The sequence below is a fragment of the Hydrogenophaga intermedia genome (genome assembly GCF_000723405.1).
GTDB lineage: Bacteria > Pseudomonadota > Gammaproteobacteria > Burkholderiales > Burkholderiaceae_C > Hydrogenophaga > Hydrogenophaga intermedia.
Map to the genome: position 1 here is coordinate 117,111 of NZ_CCAE010000007.1, position 18,711 is coordinate 135,821.

The 18,711-nt window shown below is 63.7% G+C and carries 19 protein-coding genes; 7 read left to right on the top strand and 12 right to left on the bottom strand.

Features of this window, described 5'->3' with window-relative positions:
- Together BN948_RS07205 and BN948_RS07210 are read right to left on the bottom strand one after the other, a co-directional pair.
- A complete protein-coding gene (locus tag BN948_RS07205; protein WP_009518701.1) occupies positions 1 to 3,126 on the bottom strand; it encodes an anti-phage-associated DUF499 domain-containing protein in 3,126 nt (1,041 codons plus the stop codon).
- The gene (locus BN948_RS07210; RefSeq protein WP_009518700.1) at positions 3,123 to 3,320 is read right to left on the bottom strand and encodes a type II toxin-antitoxin system antitoxin; all 198 of its coding nucleotides are present in this window, start codon (positions 3,318 to 3,320) and stop codon (positions 3,123 to 3,125) included. The genes BN948_RS07205 and BN948_RS07210 overlap by 4 nt, the downstream gene beginning before the upstream one ends.
- 436 nt (positions 3,321 to 3,756) lie before the next feature.
- Here BN948_RS07210 and BN948_RS07215 point away from each other — a divergent pair, with 436 nt between their 5' ends.
- The 4 genes from BN948_RS07215 to BN948_RS26075 are packed head-to-tail and all read left to right on the top strand — an operon-like array spanning position 3,757 to position 6,386.
- The gene (locus tag BN948_RS07215; RefSeq protein WP_009519796.1) at positions 3,757 to 4,413 is read left to right on the top strand and encodes a hypothetical protein; all 657 of its coding nucleotides are present in this window, start codon (positions 3,757 to 3,759) and stop codon (positions 4,411 to 4,413) included.
- On the top strand, positions 4,410 to 5,618 hold the full coding sequence (locus BN948_RS07220; RefSeq protein ID WP_009519797.1) for an XRE family transcriptional regulator: 1,209 nt from the start codon (positions 4,410 to 4,412) through the stop codon (positions 5,616 to 5,618). The genes BN948_RS07215 and BN948_RS07220 overlap by 4 nt, the downstream gene beginning before the upstream one ends.
- Before the next feature lie 13 nt (positions 5,619 to 5,631).
- Positions 5,632 to 5,883 (top strand): hypothetical protein, encoded by a 252-nt coding sequence (locus BN948_RS07225; protein ID WP_236953915.1) that lies wholly within the window; start codon positions 5,632 to 5,634, stop codon positions 5,881 to 5,883.
- A 20-nt stretch (positions 5,884 to 5,903) separates the two neighbouring features.
- Positions 5,904 to 6,386: a hypothetical protein gene (locus BN948_RS26075; protein WP_081921890.1), complete on the top strand. Its 483-nt coding sequence runs from the start codon at positions 5,904 to 5,906 to the stop codon at positions 6,384 to 6,386.
- Between the two features lie 94 nt (positions 6,387 to 6,480).
- On the opposite strand, the gene BN948_RS07230 is transcribed toward BN948_RS26075, so the two are convergent.
- From BN948_RS07230 to BN948_RS07250, 5 genes are all read right to left on the bottom strand, one after another.
- The gene (locus BN948_RS07230) at positions 6,481 to 7,851 is read right to left on the bottom strand and encodes a YfjI family protein (protein WP_035620928.1); all 1,371 of its coding nucleotides are present in this window, start codon (positions 7,849 to 7,851) and stop codon (positions 6,481 to 6,483) included.
- A 3-nt stretch (positions 7,852 to 7,854) separates the two neighbouring features.
- Positions 7,855 to 8,739 (bottom strand): plasmid partitioning protein RepB C-terminal domain-containing protein, encoded by an 885-nt coding sequence (locus BN948_RS07235; protein ID WP_009519800.1) that lies wholly within the window; start codon positions 8,737 to 8,739, stop codon positions 7,855 to 7,857.
- Positions 8,736 to 9,635: a plasmid partitioning protein RepB C-terminal domain-containing protein gene (locus BN948_RS07240; protein WP_009519801.1), complete on the bottom strand. Its 900-nt coding sequence runs from the start codon at positions 9,633 to 9,635 to the stop codon at positions 8,736 to 8,738. The genes BN948_RS07235 and BN948_RS07240 overlap by 4 nt, the downstream gene beginning before the upstream one ends.
- Positions 9,632 to 11,197, bottom strand: coding sequence for a recombinase family protein (locus BN948_RS07245; protein WP_050980711.1), 1,566 nt, complete (start codon positions 11,195 to 11,197; stop codon positions 9,632 to 9,634). Before BN948_RS07245 ends, BN948_RS07240 begins: the two co-directional genes overlap by 4 nt.
- A 148-nt stretch (positions 11,198 to 11,345) precedes the next feature.
- Positions 11,346 to 11,828 carry a hypothetical protein gene (locus tag BN948_RS07250; RefSeq protein WP_009519803.1) on the bottom strand — a complete coding sequence of 161 codons (483 nt, stop codon included), beginning with the start codon at positions 11,826 to 11,828 and terminating at the stop codon, positions 11,346 to 11,348.
- Positions 11,829 to 12,020: 192 nt separating this feature from the next.
- Here BN948_RS07250 and BN948_RS07255 point away from each other — a divergent pair, with 192 nt between their 5' ends.
- Entirely contained in the window at positions 12,021 to 12,620 is a 600-nt protein-coding gene (locus BN948_RS07255) for a type IV toxin-antitoxin system AbiEi family antitoxin domain-containing protein (RefSeq protein ID WP_009519804.1), read from the top strand.
- Positions 12,617 to 13,528, top strand: coding sequence for a nucleotidyl transferase AbiEii/AbiGii toxin family protein (locus tag BN948_RS07260; RefSeq protein WP_009519805.1), 912 nt, complete (start codon positions 12,617 to 12,619; stop codon positions 13,526 to 13,528). Before BN948_RS07255 ends, BN948_RS07260 begins: the two co-directional genes overlap by 4 nt.
- Before the next feature lie 230 nt (positions 13,529 to 13,758).
- On the opposite strand, the gene BN948_RS07265 is transcribed toward BN948_RS07260, so the two are convergent.
- The 5 genes from BN948_RS07265 to BN948_RS07285 are packed head-to-tail and all read right to left on the bottom strand — an operon-like array spanning position 13,759 to position 17,683.
- Positions 13,759 to 14,739 carry an alpha/beta hydrolase fold domain-containing protein gene (locus BN948_RS07265; RefSeq protein WP_009519806.1) on the bottom strand — a complete coding sequence of 327 codons (981 nt, stop codon included), beginning with the start codon at positions 14,737 to 14,739 and terminating at the stop codon, positions 13,759 to 13,761.
- On the bottom strand, positions 14,723 to 15,691 hold the full coding sequence (locus tag BN948_RS07270; protein ID WP_009519807.1) for a Bug family tripartite tricarboxylate transporter substrate binding protein: 969 nt from the start codon (positions 15,689 to 15,691) through the stop codon (positions 14,723 to 14,725). Before BN948_RS07270 ends, BN948_RS07265 begins: the two co-directional genes overlap by 17 nt.
- Before the next feature lie 45 nt (positions 15,692 to 15,736).
- On the bottom strand, positions 15,737 to 16,819 hold the full coding sequence (locus tag BN948_RS07275) for an LLM class flavin-dependent oxidoreductase (protein WP_009519808.1): 1,083 nt from the start codon (positions 16,817 to 16,819) through the stop codon (positions 15,737 to 15,739).
- Positions 16,816 to 17,184: a VOC family protein gene (locus BN948_RS07280; protein WP_009519809.1), complete on the bottom strand. Its 369-nt coding sequence runs from the start codon at positions 17,182 to 17,184 to the stop codon at positions 16,816 to 16,818. Before BN948_RS07280 ends, BN948_RS07275 begins: the two co-directional genes overlap by 4 nt.
- Positions 17,185 to 17,200: 16 nt before the next feature.
- The gene (locus BN948_RS07285; RefSeq protein ID WP_009519810.1) at positions 17,201 to 17,683 is read right to left on the bottom strand and encodes a flavin reductase family protein; all 483 of its coding nucleotides are present in this window, start codon (positions 17,681 to 17,683) and stop codon (positions 17,201 to 17,203) included.
- An 86-nt stretch (positions 17,684 to 17,769) separates the two neighbouring features.
- On the opposite strand from BN948_RS07285, the gene BN948_RS25510 reads away from it, so the two are divergent.
- Positions 17,770 to 18,591: an IclR family transcriptional regulator gene (locus BN948_RS25510; RefSeq protein ID WP_009519811.1), complete on the top strand. Its 822-nt coding sequence runs from the start codon at positions 17,770 to 17,772 to the stop codon at positions 18,589 to 18,591.
- Positions 18,592 to 18,711 lie beyond the last annotated feature (120 nt).

Here is an 18,711-nt window from a genome sequence, read left to right on the forward strand (position 1 = left end):
TCAATCCTCCTGGCTCACTTCGCCCGGTTTCAATTCGATCCCGGCGAGCTTGGCGAATTCCTTGAGCGCGAAGCCGGTGTCGAACTGCACGCCATCGGCAATGGCGATGTTGACCAACGCCTCAGGTTCGCCCAACACATCGCGCAGGCTGTTTACGACGCCTTCGATGATGGCTGCCGTGACTTCTCGTTCTTGGAAACGAACGGTCACGGTGTTTTCGCCTTCGCCGATTTCGACGCGCACGCCCTTGAAGCGAGTGCCAGGCTGATCGCGGAAGCGATTGATGACGCCGAAAACCCGGTCGGTCGTGTCGAGGGCGACGCGCTTGCTTTGCAGGCGTGCAGGCTTGCTGTCCACGATCTGAACTGTCTTGTCCCCGCTGGCGGGAACGTGAAAGTCCGCCGTCTTGTTGGCTTCGCCAGCGCGCGCAAACACCAGCAGACGACAACTCGCCGAACCGATCTCGAACGGCCCGTCGTAGCGAGTGCCGTCCTTCGGGTTGGAACCATCCAGCGTGTAGAACAGATCAGCACGCGGCGTTGCAGCCAGAACGACGCGCCGCTTGTCGGCGGCAGGTTCGACCTGATGGCGAATCTTCAAGTCGGCGAGCCAGCGTGTGGCTGCCGCGCTTTCGTGCTGCCCGGTGGTGTCCTTGACCCAGAAGTACAGCGTGCCCTCGGCCGTGCCGAAGTTGTCCAGATCATCGACCTTGTGATCCTTGTCGGACACGTCCGGTTTGGTCGACCAATAGACGATGGGGCTTTCGCCCGCGTGGCGTGGCGTGAGGCTCAACACCGTTTCGCCAGTGTCCGGTTTGACGTTGACGACGGAGACGTTGACGGTGGCCTTGTCTTTGGGGAACGGCCCCTTCTCGATGTAACCGTCCTCGCCCAAGCGCCAACGGCCTTGCTTCAGGGCTTCAGTCTTGAGGGTGTCCAGTCCGCTCGATCCGGGCATCCACGGCCAGATGGGCGAACACTTGGCGCGGGTGGCGACATCCTTCCACGGGGTGCGCCGGTTGTCCTTGCCGGACGGCCACAGGTATTCCTCGGCCTGTGCGAAGTATTCGTCGAGATTGTCCTTGCCCAGTTCGGCGACGAGCTTGTAATCGGCGCGCGGACTGGACAGTAGTTTCTCGATCTGCGTCTCGGCGGATTGGTCGCCTTGGCCGAGCTTGAGGCCCTGATCGATGGTGACCTTGCCCAGTACGTCACGACCATTCGTAGCATCGTTTATGGGGATATACAGGCAGTTGTAAGCCGCCGACAGCGCCTTGCTGAAGCGATCCTCTGCTTCTTCGAGGCGGTCGCGGGCCTCTTCGAACAAGGTGTCGCCAGACTTGAGGCGCTTGTGGATCTGCTCGATGGCGTACAGCTCGCGCAGACGTTCCTCAACCGCATCGGCCAACAGGCTGTCTTGACCCGTTAGCACCAGCAAGTTGTTTTTCTCCTGCTGGTAGTCGAAGAAGTTCTGCAATTCGCTGGGCGGCACCTTGCCGTCGGGCTTGATGACGATCAGCGTTCGTGGGCCGCCGAGCTTGAGCTCGTCCAGCTTGGGCAGCACTTGCACATCCTGATAGGCGATCTTGCGGTCGGGATCGAGGATGCCCGCGAGGCGGTTGATGAGCGCCTGATCGACCTTGGGTTGCGGAACCTCTTTGGCGTTGCGCTCGATTTGGCGCGAGAGATTCTCGGTTTCCTTGATGAAGAAGCGTTGTTCTTCGCGGTGTAGATACCATGCCGATTCCTTCAGGCGCTGCAATGCTTGCTGGAATTCGTCTGGTTTGTGTTGCGGAGCGGCGAGAAATTCAATCAGTTCGCTATCGGTGAGACCAATGCGTCCACCAACAGCGCGCGACAGGCTGGAGGCCAGCAGCAAGGTCATGACCTGCTGCGCAGCATTGCCAGCCAGTTCGGCGTCGATGTGCTCGGCGATGGCGTTGCCCCTGTCGGCAATGTCGCGCGTCACGGCTGGCATCAGCTTGGGGGCGATGCGCTCGATTTCGTCCTTGACCTGATCGTCGTTGAGGTTGAGGTGCTGCGTGCCGACCAGAAAGACATCGTCTGCTTCGCGCTCGTCCACGCTCTTGAGCAGGCGCGCGGTGAACTGCATCAAGCCACGGGTCTGGCGGAAGCCTTCGTTCTCTTTAAATAAGGCAACGAGATGCTTGAAGGACGGGTGGAAGGGGTAGGTTTCCCTGACCTGTTCGGCGATCTGCTCGATGCTGCTGGCCACGATGTAGCCACCGTCCTCGGCCTTCTTGATCTGCTGCGCGTATTCCTCCGCGATGTCGGCAATGACGCGTTCGTCCGGCAATTCGTCGATGAGGCGCTTCTTGAGGATTTCGTAGATTTCGTTGCCCGCCAGTTGCACCGGCGTGATGGTCATCGCCTGACGACGGGTCTCCTGCTGCAAGTTGGAGATGGCGTCAGCGAGCGCCTTGGTTTGAGCCTTGTAGCTGCCGGAGAGGTTGGCAACCACGATGGCGCAATTGGGTAGTTCCAGCGCTGCGCTCATCAGGCTGCTGATGCTGTAGACCACCATGTTGGCCAGCGTGCCCTGACCGAATACCTGCGTACTGGCGTTGTCCAGATAGGGGGGTAGCTCGTCAAGGAGAATCAGCGTCGGCTTGTCGCCGATGATTTCCTTCCACTGACGCTGATCGACAGCTTTCGGGCCGTTGGCCCAGTACGGCTTGATGGCTTCTGCGGCACCAAGCTGGGTGGCGATCTCGCCCCAAATATAGTTGTCCGGATTGTTGCGACCATTGAACGCGGCAATGCGCGCTTGCCCGAACTCGATGCGAGAAGCCAAGTCGGTGGGCAGGACGTCCTTGCGCAGATGGGTATGGCGCGCGAGCAAGCCGAGCGCGATCATCATGTGCGTCTTACCGCCGCCCATCGCCTGCGTCAGTTCGAAGACGGCTTGATCGGACTTGCCGGACAGGCGCAGCAGCCCCTCACGGAAAAGCTGATCCATGCCGTGGGTAACGAAGTTGCGCGAAAAGAACTCGCGGCCATCACCCTCGTCATTGATGAGCTCTGCAAGGTTCTCGATGCCCTGAGCCATCCGGTAGTCCCGGATGACCGGGTTGAACCGGCAGGCTTGCTTGACCGTTTTGATCATGACCGCACTCCGTGGTTGTTTTTGGTCTTCTCGGAGGGCGGAATCGCAATGCCGCGCTGCTCGCAGTATTCCCGGATCAGAACCTCGACCATGTTCGCTATGGATCGGTGCTCCTGATCCGCCGCAATGCGAAGTGCTTCTTTCAGTCCGGGGTCGATGCGAAAGGTCAGCGTGGCAGTCTTGATGGTGGCCATAGCCTCTCCAGAAACCACTGCAAATGTACTGCACTTTACAGTATCGCAGTGACTCCCACAATGCGGAGTGCCCCCGGCCTGCGTGCATCTCCACCAATGAGACGAAGCCGGGCCGGTGTAGCGTGGGATGCGCTTGGCGGCAGTCGTCTGGGGCGATGGACATCAATGGTGTCGGGTCGTTGGCAGATGCGCGTATGAACGCGCTACTCCGCCAAAAAGCCAAGTGGACGCGGGCATCTGATGCAACGGGCTTTCGTGCTACCTGGGCCGAGGTACCAATGCATGTCCAATGACGCTGGGAACGGAAGACACGCCTGTGTCTCAGCGATGTCGCTGCCAAGCTGCCACCCCTAAGCGTTCTTTGAAGGATTGCTTGTTAAACGAAAGTTTTTTGATATAGAATCTTGATATGCGAAATCCTCCTATGGAGTTGCCAATGGCTAAGCCGACCCAAGAAACGATCCATGACCTGCTCGTAAGGAACATCCCGCGTGAGCTTGTCATGGGCCTCGAAGAAGCCAAGCTGGTCGGTGCCCAGCGCGCCTATGCCGCAGCACGAGGAATGGATGATGGGCACCTGCCCAGTGTGGTCGGCCAGCTGCGTCACTTCCACATGAACGAGTCATTTCATCGGGCGCTCTCCGTAGGCGGGGCGTCTCCGTCGCCGCTGCGTGGCAACCAGATCATCACGGGCCGGGCGGGGATCTTCACCTTGGCGCGCTTCAACACCAAGTACGGGGTTTGGAATAGCGGTCGGCGCAGCGAGACGCGCAAACAGATGTCCTTGGCAAACGCGGCCATTGAGCCGTTGGTTCAACCAGAACTGTTTTCGGACTATGTGTCGCCATCGGATGCGGTTGTTTTTCTTGTAGCCTGCTTTGCCGGGTCGCTGCACGTTCAACCGGAAACCCCTGTCTCAATCCAAATTGCGGTACCAGACCGGAACATGGAAAGCTGGCTCTTTCGGGAGCCTGTCGATTTGTTCGTCAAGCGGTACGACCAGAAGCCGACGACAGCGCAGGATGACCTGGCCATGCCGAAGCTGAAGAAGAACATCGGAAAGCAGCAGGACAAAGACGGAACAGGATCATGAGCCGGGGCGGAGTACAAGGATTCCAGAAGGATCGGCTCGGCCAGATTCTTGCTGCGCGTCGCCTGACCCAAGTACAGCTGGCGTCGATGGTAGAGGTATCGCCTGCGACTATCAGTAAGTGGCGCGCGGGAACACAGGCTCCAGAACGCGATGCACTCGACCGTCTCGCCGGCGTGGTCAATGTCACGCCGGAATGGTTTACGCGCGCACCCGGCGCGAAGCTGTCGTTGCCGCTTTTCCGCAGCAACGCTTCTGCACACGTCGCGGCGCGAGCAATGCTTGAGGCCCGCCTTGAGTGGGCACAGGACGTGGCCACCGCATTGATGGAGTACGTTGACTACCCCGTAGTCAACTTGCCTTCTCGCAATTACACCGATCCGGAAGAGATCACTGCCGAGGACATCGAGAAAGCTGCCTGCGAATGCCGGGATCTGTGGCGTCTGGGCCGTTCGGCGATTCAAGACTTGGCGCTGGCCGTGGAAGGCGCTGGTGTCATTCTCGTCCGAGAAGAAACGGGCATTGCGCAGATTGAGGGGCTTTCGGCTTGGAGCGAGGTGCTGGGTCGCCCGCTCATCCTCCTGTCTGCTGACAAAGACAATGGATACCGCAGTCGCTTCGATCTCGCCCATGAGGTCGGGCATCTTGTTTTGCATCGTCACATTCAGCGCACGACGGATAGTGCCCGTCACAAGCTGATGGAAAAACAGGCACACCACTTTGCAGGCGCTTTTTTGCTGCCTGCCGAAACTTTCGCCACCGAGGTTCGCGTACCACCGACGCTGGATGATTTGCTGCTGCTGAAGCGCCGGTGGGGTGTGTCTGCCGCAGCGATCATCATGCGCCTGAAGGCACTTGAGCTGCTGGATGAAGAGGGTGCCTTGATGCTTTTCAAGCGCCGCTCTGCGCGTTGGGGGGCGAAATCGGAACCGGGTGACGGTGATCGCAAACCTGAGCAGCCTCGCCTGCTTCGTCGCACGATTGATTTGCTGGTCGAAGAGAAGGTCATGCCCTTGGAAGCCATCCCGAGGCACATCGGCCTGGCTGCGGGGGATGTAGAAGCACTCGCTGGACTGCCCGAAGGCTACTTCCAGGGCAAGACCAATGTCGTTGAGTTTGCGCGACTGAAAGCAACCCAGAAACCGGCTGATGACCATCCGGCTCTAGGTAACAAGGTGGTGCCGTTTCGCCCGCTGTCCAAATCCTGATATGAAAGGAGCCATGATGTCCAAGAACACGAAACAGACGTCCACGCGAATCGGCAGGCTCGCATCCGAAACGCTGCAAAACAGCGGATCGTCACAAATCGCCAAGAGCCTTGCCGCGTCGGCCCTCGCCCAGCGTAGTGGTGACAAGCAGACCGGGGCGAAAATGGAAGACGTAGCCGCCCGTGTGCTGGCCAGTGACCGCTACGCCAACGACACAAAAGAACTGGCAGCCTCAGTTCTTTCCCAAGCCAACAAGCAGCGTTAAGGCTGGGCGGCGAGTCTCTCATGTCGCAGGATTTGAGCGACTCGCAGCTGAAGGCAATTTGGCGTCAGGGGAAAATCCCGGTCATCTTCAAGCGCAATAAGCCACTTCCGGTTCTTGTGCGCGTTCCCTTCGCTGAAGGAAACATGGAATGGCTTCGAGATGATCGGCGCTCGAAACCCAAGTGGAGTAGCCAGTTCAAAGCTTGGGAGATACCGACCGCATGGTTCGACAGTGTCATCAAGCTATCGCTGAGACGGCATCGGGAGGTATATGTGATCCAGCTATACCGGGCGCAGCAGAAATGCGCTCCGGCCTGCTGGAACGCGGAAGGCTTCCATTGCGAATGTTCGTGCATGGGTGAGAACCACGGCGGCGGCCACCCTGGTGGAAGCTGGTACGAGGTTTCGGAAACCTTTGCCGTATCTTGGGGTGCGCAACGCTATTCGTGCCGGCATTTGAAGGTAAAGGGAGCATCCACGTCGGCAGGACTGGATGGCAATTGATCGGCGCGAAATTAGCGAAACCAGCGAAATTAGTGCCGTGACAAGCACTTGCGGTTGATCCGCTCCGGCGAAACCAGCGAAAAAATCCCCCAGGCTACCCAGCCGTCAGCCGGTACACCCGCAGTGGCGCACCCGGCGCACCGTCGGCGCGTTCGCCCCACTGCACCGTGATCTTCGGCGGTGTACTGGCCAGCAGGTGCTCCAGACTGGCGTCGAGACGCGCCTTCGGCACCTTGCCCTTGAAACACTCGGCGCTGATCTGGCTGCGCGTGGCCTGACCGCGTTCGCGCAGGAAGGCCAACACCCGGTTCGATAGCTCCAGCACCTGCGCGAGCCTGACTTCCTCGGCGGCGCTGACGAACACGAAGCGCACGGATGCCGTGGCATGCCGAATCCACGCCATCGCCGCGTCGATGTGCTGGGCGTCGATGCGGGTTTGCGAGTCGGTCAGCGCCATCAGCATCGCCAACCGGAGCAGCATAGGAGCGCGGCGTTCCAGCAGCGCCCCGATGACGCCGTCGCCGAGGTCGCCGTTCAACTCACCCCGGTAGAGCTGGGCGTAGCGCCACTGCGCCTGCGGCGACAGTTCCATCCGCAGGTGGTCACGCTCGTCGTGCCGGTCGGCGCGGACAAAAGCCAACACCTCCAACGTCCTGCGCGCCAACTGCTCGACCACGACCTGCGGCGTTTCCTTCGGGAACGGCAGCATCCGCGTGCGTTCGGCCCAGATTATCAGGAAGCGGTTGGCGAAGCCGTTGGTCAGTTCGCGGGCGCTCATCAGGCCGGTCAGCTCGCCCGGCGAGATCGCACCACTCAGGCAGACGTGCGGGTCACTGGCGTAGAGCCGGTTCGACTTAGTGGCGGGCTTGAGATCGACGCCATCCCAACAGTCGCGCAGCGCCGCCGACAGCGTGTTGCCGTCGCGCCGCCCTTGATGCAGCACGTTGGCGAACTCCGATTCGACCACCCACAGGCGCTTGTCCTCGATGGCGAGCACGTTCTGCCGACCTTGCCGGTAGCCGTCGTGGATCAGCGCCGCCAGCCCTTCGCGTGTGGACAAACCGCCACGGTGAATCTGCGGCGCGAAGGCTTCGTCCATCGCCCGTAGCACCTGATCGATGCGCAGCACCAGCGACACCGCGTCGCCCTTGCGACCACGGCCTGAACGCCCGATGTGCAGGCAGAACAGGCGCGCGTGGTGCCGGGTGTTGCCGATGGGCAGGTACACGCCGCGCCCAACCGCGCAGGACAGGTAGGCCATGAAGTTGGCGGCGATGGCGTAGGCGTTGGTCTCCGTGCCGTCGCTGCCCGCGCGGGCCACATCGCCGATCAGGCCGTAGAGACAGGCCGGATCAGGTTGCGGGGCATTGCGGTGCGCGGCCACGGCTGCACCGTCGTTGTCATCGGTGGCGTCAAGCGGTGACGTGGCATGAGATGCCGGGGTGACATCGATGATCCGGCGCATTCGTCATTTGCCGTCCAGCGCCACGGTCTGGACGATATTCTCGAACTCGGCCAGAACGTCCGGCTGGCGTTGTGACAGGAAGCGGAACACGGCTTTGTTGCCGATCAGTTTGCCGAGGTAGCCGCGCGCCAGCGTCAGAAGCAGCACGTCCTGACCGTAGGACTTCTCGACCAGCTTCAATTGGTTTTGGATGTTTCCCATTTCGCGCTCCATCTTTACCATCTGTTCCGCCGTGACGCCGGAGAGCTTCCGGGGTCGCTTTTCGCTGACCAGCAGATGTGGAGGCGTAGCCGCCAGCAAGGCTTCGGCGTAAGCGACGGTCATGTTGTTGGCGGTCAGCATCAGTTCCACGCACTCGACCTGCCGCGTGGGCTTCATCTTGCGCAGCACCGAGCCGAGGTTGGCCGAAAAATGCTGATCCTTGAGCATCTCGACCGCCTCCGGGCAGATGCCTTCAAGCAGGCCGACCTTCTTGTGGATCTGGCTGATGTCCACGTTCAGCGCCTTCGCCAGCCGATCTTGCGTCACGCCACGCTCGACCGCGCGCCGGAGCATGTGGTGCTCCTGAATGGACGAGATGCGGTTGATCCGGTTGTTATAGGTGTAGCTTTCATCGTCAGTGGCGATCAGGCACGGCGCGTCGGTGTAGCCGAGCTGCTGCAACGCCAGCAACCGCATGTGGCCATCAAGCAGGATGTGCTGACCGGTTTTCTTGTCGGCCTTGCCTACGCTCAGGGGTTCGATCAGCCCGACGGCTTCCATCGAGGCCACGATCTGCTTGAACTTCCGCGATGCCTGGAGACCTTCCGGCGGTTTGCGGGACGGAAGAATCCGATCCAGCGCCAGTGTGATCGGCTCCGGAATGAACCCCAGCGGTGGTTTGCTCATGCCGCGTGGCCTCCGCCCCAGACGCGTTCCGCCAGCTGCTTGGGCAAGGTGTCCAGCCCTTCGGCACGCAGCAGGTTGGAAAAATGCTCGTCGGCCAGCAACTGGCGCAGCGCTTCGATCACGAACAACATGCGTTGCTGCGTGAACTCAGCCTTTTTGATGGTCAGTTTCTGCCGCTCGACCTCGTTCTGGTAGTTGCGCACCAGACTGGAGGTGGTGACGGCCGCTCCTTTGCGCGCGGGCCGGTGTTTCAGCGTCTTTCCGAGAGTGCTGCGCCGCTGAAGCACGCGCCGCACCTGCATCAACTGCCCGCCGCGCAACTGGCCGCTTTCGTAGGCATCCTGCAAGGCGGTCTGGACGGATTCCTCGTCGCTGGCCCCCGCGATGGTGATGGCGACGTTGAGCGGAACCCGTCCGGACTCCACGGCAGCCAGCAGCCGTTCCTCACCTTTCTCGAAAAGCAGCAGGATGCCCTTGATGTAGTCGAGGCTCAGGCCGGTCTTCTGGGCGATGACGCGCTTGTCGTAACCCTGTTCGCTCAACTGCTCGATGCTCATCAACAGTTCCAGCGCGCTGTATTTCCTGCGGGCGATGTTCTCGGTCAGGCTCATGATGAAGGCATCTTCGTCATTGACCGCGACGACCAGCGCCGGGATTTCCTCCTCGCCAAGCGACTTGAACGCCTTTAGCCTGCCTTCGCCGCAGATCAGCAAGTAGCGTTTGCCGTCCTCCAGATCGTCACGCGGCGTGACCGTGACTGGCTTTTTCAGGCCAAGGCTTTTGATGTTGCCGACGATCTCCTCGAACACGCGACCATTGCGGTCACGCGGGTTGAGCACGGCGATCTGATCGACCGGGATCATTTGCAGATCGGTGGCGTGGTGCTTCTTCGTCATGCGACTCTCCTCAAGCGGCTGCGCTCGGCCATGCTGTAGAGATAGTCCAGGCTGTCGAAGCGGTAGCTCTCGAATTCAAGGCCGTTGTGATCGGCCAGATGGATGCCCGACTGGCCGAAGTCCAGACGCGGCAGCAGGTAGTAGTCCAGCGGTGCTTGGTTCGTTTCGTCGAGCCGGACGGCGACGGTGATGTCCGGCGTCAGGCTGGTGTCGAAGCGCACTTTCCACCGCCTGCGTCCGTTGTCTTGCAACTGGCAGCGCGAGAGCACGAGCGAAACGGTGAATTCGCGGTTGACAGTGAGCAGGTCGCTCGCCGGATCGCGCACGACCGCGCCGCCGACCTCGGCGATCATCCGCTCAGTCTCGCCGACGATCTCCGGGTGCAGGCGGCGCAGAAACTGGTTGACCTCCAGATACTGGTAGTCCCGATCCGGCGTGAACCCGACCGTCTGGTAAGCACGAATGAGACTTCCGAAGCGATGCGCGTAGGCCGCCGAAGACGGCATGCCTTCCGCTTCGTCGATGATCAGGCCAGAGAGGTAACCGTGCTGCTGGAACAGCCGCCGCAGCTTCTCGATCAATTCCTCGTTGCTGAAGCGGTATGCCCGTGCGCGCAAGATGCCCTGCGCGGTGTAAAACAGGTCGGGCGGCACGATGCCCTCGAACGCGCCTTCTTTCTTGATCCACATCTCCGGCTGGTTCACGACCCGCACTTTCTTGAGTTTGAAGGAGCGCCGGTTGTAGACGTTGTTGCCGATGTATTTTTCGTTCGACAGGACTTCCCGGACGGTGGCGCGCGTCCAGTCGCGCCCGAGGTCGGTCTGGATGCCCTTGGCGTTGAGCCGTTCGGCGATCTCCGATTCGAACAGCGCGTTCTCGACGAACCAGCGGTAGATCTGGTTCACGACGGCGACTTCGGCATCAGGGCCGGGCTGCAAGATCACGCGGTCGGTTTGCAGGCTCTTGTGCTCGCCGCGCGAAAGTTCGCCCTTCACCGAACCGGACTGGTCGATCAGCACGCGGCGCAGGCCGTAGCCCGCTGGCCCGCCTTGCCTGAATCCAAGTTCGATCAGGCGGCACTGGCCCGCGAACACCTTTGCCGACAGCTCGCGGCTGTACTCGCCCGCCATCGCGCGCTTGACGCCCTTGACGATGGTGGACACCGGTGAGCCGTCGTTCTCGAACTGCTCGGCGCAGTAGGCGACCTGAATCCCGGCGCGGCGGCAGATGTACTCGTAGTACGCGCTTTCATCCGCGTCCTGAAACCGGCCCCAGCGGCTGACGTCATAGACGAGGATGATCTGGAAGTCAGCTTTGCCCGCCTGCACATCGGCGATCAGTTGCTGGAGCGCCTGTCGCCCATCGATGCGCAGCCCACTCTTTCCCTCGTCGGCGTAGGTGCGGACGATCTCGATGTTGCGCCGGGCGGCGTACTCGCGGATTTTGTCGCCCTGGTTCTCCGTGGAGTATTGCTGGTGCTCGGTGGACATGCGCACGTACTGCGCGGCGCGGTACACCGGCCCCGATCCTGTCGGGCTTGGAGGCGATTCGTTCGATTGCATAGACCCGGCCACTTTGATGGTTGACGTTTCGGGTCTGCCGCTCCCTTCATTGGCTGCGCTGCCGCTCCGTGAAGATCACGAGAACGGTCGCGCAGACGGTTGGAATCGTTGCCATGCAGGATGTTCGAGAACCCGTTTGGAGGCGAAGTTACGGGCAGATCGCCGATGCGTCGATCACGTCCTCTCTTGACACGTCCATCTTGCGCGGACACGTCACGGCCACCGGCGTGATCTCGACGACCCACGAAGCGCCGCTTTCCCTCGGAAACGCCGGGTGGCGTGTGATGCGGTAGAGGCCCGGCGGCAGGTCGCACACGTCCATCTTTGCAAGATCGACGTCTGCCCCCTGATTCCGCACACTGGCGTTGCGCAGCCGCTGCTGCTCACGGTTGCGCTGCGCGTAGTCAGGACGGTCGGCGCGGTAGTCGCGCCAGTAGTCCGGATTGCGCTGCGACCACGCATGCTGCGCGGCGCGCTGGTTGCCCCGGTAGTCGGGATCGGACTGGAGCTTGGCCCGCTGCCACTGGCGCTTGCGGGCGCGCTGGCAGTCCGGGTCGGAGCAGTAGGCTTGGTCAGGAACTTGCGGGCGGGGTGCGAAAGGCTTGCCGCAGCAGGCGCAGCGTCGGGTCATCGTCTGGGTCTCCATGCAAAGGGGTGCTGGAAACCGCGACGGCACTGCTGCCGCGCCCGCATGCGGGGTACGCTTGACCTCGATCCGTCAGTGAGGCGTTCTCCTCGTCCGGGTTGCGCGCCCAGTGGCGCGGGTTCCTATCCATCGGTTGTTATTGACAACTGCCGATGTTATGGAACAATATGCTGAATCATGGACACGACCGCCGACAAGCTGCTGGAACTGGTGCGCGCGCAGGGACTGCTGCGCCCGCACGATCTGGCTCCGCTGGGCATCCCACGGGTGGCCCTGACGCGGGCGGTGCGGCGCGGGCAACTGGAGCGCGTCGGGCGCGGCCTGTACGGCCTCGCGGCGCGTCCGGTGTCGGCACACGGCACGCTGGCCGAGGTCGCCCGCCGCGTGCCCAAGGGCGTGGTGTGCCTGCTGTCGGCGCTGCGCTTCCACGACCTGACGACGCAGGCCCCTTTCGAGGTCTGGCTGGCCATCGACAACAAGGCGGCCACGCCAAAGCTGGACTACCCGCCGCTGCGCCTCGTGCGCTTCTCCGGCGCGGCGCTGACCGAGGGCGTGGAGGAACACGTCGTCGATGGCGTCACCGTCCGCGTCACGGGCGTCGCCAAGACCGTGGCCGACTGCTTCAAGTACCGCAACAAGATCGGCCTCGACGTGGCTCTGGAGGCGCTGCGCGATGCGTGGAACGGCAAGCGCATGACCAGCGATGAAATCTGGCACTACGCCAAGATCGACCGCGTCGCCAACGTGATGCGTCCCTATCTGGAGAGCCTGGCATGAACCAGCGCAACGTCGCCGCGTCGGTTCGTGCCCGGCTGCTCAACAAGGCTCGAGCCGAAAAACTCGACTTCAACCTGCTACTGACCCGCTATGCGCTGGAGCGGATGCTGTACCGCCTGAGTGTCTCGGAGCAGCGCGGGCAATTCCTGCTCAAAGGCGCGCTGCTGTTCGACCTCTGGTTCGACCTGCCGCATCGTCCGACGCACGATGCCGACCTGCTGGGTTTTGGTTCAACCGATATTCCGTATCTGGAAAAGCTGTTCCGCGAGATCAGCCAGATCGCCAGCGATGACGGCATCGTGTTTCAGGCTGACAGCGTGAAGGCCGCCGAAATCCGCAAGGAGGCGAACTACGCGGGTGTCCGGGTGACGATGATCGGCCTGCTCGACGGCGCGCGCTGTCCGGTGCAGATCGACATCGGCTTCGGCGACGCCGTCACGCCCGCACCGGAGAACGTGCAGTACCCGGTCATCCTCGATGGCATGCCGCAGCCGCAACTGCGGGTCTATCCTCGCTACACCGTCGTCGCCGAAAAGCTGGAGGCGATAGTCAAGCTCGGTATCCTCAACAGCCGGATGAAGGACTACTTCGACCTGTGGGTTCTGGCCCGGCATTCCGACTTCAACGGCGCGGTGCTGGCGCAGGCGATTCGCGCCACGTTCGAGCGCCGGGGCACGGCCATCCCGTCCAGCGCACCGCTGGGCCTCACCGACGAGTTCGGTCTAGACGAGCAGAAGGCCAGGCAGTGGCAGGCGTTCCTGCGCAAGAACACCCTGGAGCCGATGCCGCTGGCCACGGTGATCGTGGTGCTGCGCGAATTCCTGCTGCCGGTGCTGACGGCGCTCACTGCGGACGAAGGTTTCGACCGTCAGTGGCGCGCGGGCGCAGGCTGGGACGGGAACGAGTGAACGGCCAGTTCGATTCCGCGTTTGGGGATCGAACCGCCGACCGTTCATTGCCTACGGCAGCGAGGAAATACGCGGCGGCGGGGCGTTTTCCCTCGGATGCGCGGCCAGTGTAGAATCGCGCCTAAGGTGGCAATGCCCGTGTGGCAGGAAAGTTTCCTCTAGCGGGGAACTACACCACCACCTCTCTCCTGAAAAGGCCTTGCTCCGCAAGGCCTTTTTCTTGTACGGGCTCAGCCCCTCAACGGCAACTGCCGCGTGAGAAAGGCGGCGAGGTCCCGCGTGCACGCCCTCGCCGTTTCCACCAGGCGGCTGTAGCCCCAGAACAGATGCGTCATGCCCGGGTACACCTTCAACTCGGCGCTTCGCCCCGCCTCGCGCACGCGCTGAGCCAACAACACCGAGCTGTCCCGGTACACGTCGACCTCCGCCGCCGCCAGGAACAGCGGCGGCATGGCGCTCAGGTCGGTCAGGCGGGTGCTCAGGCGCGGGTCCGAGCGCTGGCCCGGCTCCCCCGCATAAGCCCCGAACATCGCGGCCGCACTCTGACGCGAGGGCAGCATCGCCCCGCCGCCATGCGCTTGCATCGACGGCGTGTCGAGATCGTCGTCGAACACACCGACGACGAAAGCGCCCGCGCGAAGAAAGCCGCCGCGCTCGAGGCCGAGCTGCACAGCGGCCCCCATGGCCACATTGGCGCCCGCGGACGAACCGCCGAAAGCGATGCGCGCCGGATCGATGCCCCAGCGCGCCCCATGGGCGTGGAGCCATGACAGGGCAGCCGCCGTTTCTTCCACCGCAGCCGGGAACACCGCTTCGGGCAGGTGCGCGTAGTCCAGGCTGATCACGATGCCGTCCCAGGCCTGCGCCAGCTCGCGCAGTTGCCGGTCGCTCGATCGTGGTTCGCCCAGACGGAAGCCGCCGCCATGCAGGAAGACGTAGGCCGGGCGCAGCGCGTCCGTGGCCTGTGCGGCGTAGACCGCCACGCGCAGGCTGCGCTGCGCCGACAGCGCAATGGCGTCGTCCCGGTCGATGGCGAGGGCTGGACCACCTTCGTTCCACCAGGCGCGCGAGGCCATGAACTGCGCGCGCGCCGCCGCCGCGCTCGCGCCCACCGGGCCCAGGGCCGCGACGATCTCCTCGTTGCGCTTGAGGGCCGCGACGAGTTGTGGGTCCACGCCCGCCGGCAGCGCTGCCTCAGTTGGCCTGGACATTGAACTCCTTCAGCAGTTGCCCCCACTGCTCGACTTCCGCGCGGATCGTCTGGCCGAATGCTTCGGGCGTGGATCCCACCGGCTCGATGCCCTGGTCGCGCATGGACTTCGCCACCTCGGGGTCGGCGAGGATTTCCTTCACGTCGCGTTGGATCTGGTCCACCACGGCCTTGGGCGTGCCCGCCGGCGCGAGCCAGCCGAACCAGCCGCCGCGCTCCATGCCCTTGATGCCCAGCTCCTTGAACGTCGGCACGTCCGGCAAGACCTTGGAGCGTTCCGACGTGATGATGCCCAGCGGGCGCACCTTGCCCGAGCGGATGTGCGGCAGCGCGGTGCCGACGGAGTTGAAGCTCGACTCGACGTGCCCGCCCAGCAGGTCGTTCATCTGCAGCGCCTCGCCCTTGTAGGGCACGGGAAGCACCTCGATGCCGGTTTCGCGCCCGACGATCAGGCCGTAGACGTGGAAGCTGGAGCCGTTGCCGAAGTGCGCATACCGCAGCGGACGTTTCTCCGCCTTGATGCCTGCCACCAGTTCCTGCAGCGTCTTGTAGGGAGAGTCCGAGCGCACGGCCAGGATGGACTCGGGCGTGGCGTACTGGGTGATGGCCACGAAATCCTTCACCGGGTCGTACGGTGTTTCCGGGTACAGCAGCTTGACGGTGGAATGGGTGACGAAGGTGGACAGCAGGGTGTGCCCATCGGGCGCCGCGCGGGCGACGATTTCGCCGCCGATGCGGGTGGACGCGCCGGGCTTGTTGTCCACCACGACCGACTGCCCCCACTTCTTGCTCAACCGCTCCGCGAGTACGCGCGTGATGCGGTCGGGGCTGCTGGCCGGCGGGCCGGGCAGCACGATCCTGACCGTCTTGGTCGGCCAGGCCTGGGCCAGGGATGACAAGGGGGTGCAGGCCAGCACGGCGGCGCACACCAGGCCGCAGATTGTCTTGCTCATGTTTGTCTCGCTCTTTCTTTCATGGGTTTGGGGTTGGGAAAAGACTCAGGCCATCACGGCGCTGTTGTTGTCGGCGGCGGTGTCGCGGGAGGGTTGGCCCAACGGCGTCAACACATGGCGACCGAACAGGCGGGTGGACTGAGCGGATTCCTCGTAACTCAGGTCGCCAAAGGCCAGGCGACACACGAGGTAGTTGATGCCCGTGCGCGCCACTTCCTCTTCGACCCACTGCCTCACCGTCGAAGGAGAGCCCGCGATGCCAAGGCCGTCGGCCTGGGCCTGCTCGAATCGTTCGGGGAACGCCAGCGACGCCGGCTTGGTGCCGTGCTTCACCCACAGGTGCATCAGCCGCTCGCGCCACAACTGGTAGGCCCGGCTGGCGATGGCCATGGCCTGCTCATCGGTGTCGGCGACGACCACGTGGCGGCTCACGCCCAGTCGCGGGAGCGGCCCCTGCGCGCCGATCGCGTCCCAACGTTCGCGGTAGCGATCGGTGACCGCGCGCACGCTGGCCGCCGGCCCGTTGCACACGATGTTGATGCCGTTCTCGGCCGCCCAGTTGGCGCCGTCGGGCAGGCCCACGCCGTACCAGATGGGCGGAGGCGTCTGGCGGTAGGGCTCCAGCACCACCGGCACCTCGTTGAACTTGAAGTGCGTGCCGGTGAAGTCCACCCGATCGCGCGTGAGCGCTTGCTGGATCACCTGGTAGCCCTCGTGATAGAGGCTCTGCGCCTGCGCCGGATCGACGCCGTAGTAGCCGATCTCGTAAGGCGACACGCCACGGCCGAAGCCGACCTCCAGACGCCCGCGACTCATCTGGTCCAGCATGCAGATCTCCTCGGCCACACGCAGCGGGTGGTGCATGCTGAGGGTGTAGACCAGCGGGCCGAAGCGCAGGCGGCTGGTGCGCTGCGCCACCGCCGCCAGGTACACGCTGGGCGATGGCGCGATGCCCAGCGGCGTGGAGTGGTGCTCGGCCAGGTGGTAGGCGTAGAAGCCCGCCTTCTCGTAGTCCTGCACCAGTTGCAGGCGCTGCTCGTATTGGTCGGCCAGGGGCAGCCGGCCCAGGTCCATGTGGTCGAAGACCCCGAAGGACAGTGCGCGTGGAGGGGAGGAATGCGTGGTCATGATGGGTGGTGGGCCTTGGGGCGGGAGAACAACTGGAAGACGGTGCCGGAGGGATCGCACGCGGTGAGCGTGCGGCCGTGCGCACCCATGTCGCGCTGCCCCGTCACCTCACCGCCGTGGCGGCGGATGGCATCGGCGTCGGCATCGAGGTCATTGCTTTCGAACACGAGCACCGGGCCGCGTGCGCCCTCGGGTGCTTCGGCCGGCGACGCGAGCGCGAAGCGCGCGTCGCCCACCTTCATTTCGAGCCAGCGGTCCGCGTCCTGGAACAGGTACTCGAACCCCAGCGCCTTTTCGTAGAACGCGCTCAGGGCCGACACGTCGCCATCGACGTGATAGGCCAGGCGCAAACGGGTGATCGCCATGCGGAACTCCGGAGGCTCAGGCCGGCATGAACTCGCCGCTCTTGTAGAGCAGCGAGCGCTGGTCCTGCTGGCGGATCTCGAGGATCTCGCCAATGAAGATGGTGTGGGTGCCGCAGTCGACGCTCTGGACCACGCGGCAGGCAAACGACACGAGCGCGTCGCGCAACAGGGGCACGCCCTGCGAGCCGCTGGCCCAGTCGTCGGCATGGAAGCGCTCATCCGGGTCGTCGGCTTGGCGCGAGAAGGCCAGGGCGACCGGCGCCTGGGCGTCGGACAGGTAATTGATGGCAAAGGCATCGGCCCGCGCGATGCAGGCGTGGGCCCGCCCGCCCTTGTTCACGCAGGCCAGCACCTGCGGCGGGTCGGCGCTCACGCTGCACACCGCAGTGGCCGTCAGGCCGCGCCGGTGCCCCGCGTGCTCGGCCGTCACCACCGTGACCGCGGACGGGACCCTGCGCATGGCCTGCCGAAACTCGTCGACATTGACCGGGGTTTTCATTATCAAATTCTCCATTGTTGAATTATTGGATAATGGAGAATATTCTACGACCCGATTGCGCCAGGAACACCCGGGAAAATACGCACATGAGCGATGCCACCTCCCCTTCCTCCGGCCATGGCGCCCCGGCCGAGCGCAGCGGCGGTCCGCGCGGCATCCAGTCGATCGAACTCGGCTATCGCGTCCTCACGGCGATCCAGCAGGGGCCGGACGCCGTGGCGCTGAAAACGATCGCCGCGCGCGCCGGCATGTCGCCCAGCGCCGTGCACAACTACCTCGCCAGCTTCGTGCGCACGGGCATGGTGAGCACGGACACGCGCGGCCAATACCGCCTGGGGCCCAGCCTCGCGGCGCTCGGCCTGGCGGCCGCGCGGCAGGTGGACCACTTCGAACTGATCCGCACCAGGGCCGTGGCATTGAGCGACAGCACGGGACTGGGCGTGGCGGTGCTCATCTGGAGCGCGCTGGGGCCGGTCATCGTGTTCAACCGGCCCGACCCGCGCAACCACGTGTTCGAGCTGCGCAACGGACCGGTATCCCTGCTGTCCACCGCGGGCGGCCACGTGTTCGCCGCCTGGTTGCCCCGGCAGGCCACGCTGCCCATCGCCATGGCTGAGCGCGGCCAGCAGGCAACGGCCGCCGAATGCAATCAACTGCTGGACAAGATCCAGGCCGACGTGCGCACCGCCGGCCACGCCGACGTGATGCTGGATGCGCTGCCCGGCTACGGTGCGCTCAGCGTGCCCCTCTGGAACTCGCAGGACGCGCCGGCCTATGCCCTGACCATCACCGCGCCCGTCGAACTCATGGACAAGCGCCGTGAGGGACCGCACCTGAAGCAGTTGATCTCGGCCGGGCAGGAGCTGTGCCGGCTGCTGGGGGCGCCCCCAGCCCGCTGGGCCGGGTGATCCACGCGCTGGAAAGGTGTTACCACCGGCAACGGCCCTCCCGGGCGGGGGCCCCGGGAGCGCCGGTGGTAGAAAATGCCGGGTTACCCGCCGCCGACCCGCCCCCCTCTTGCGCCGCTG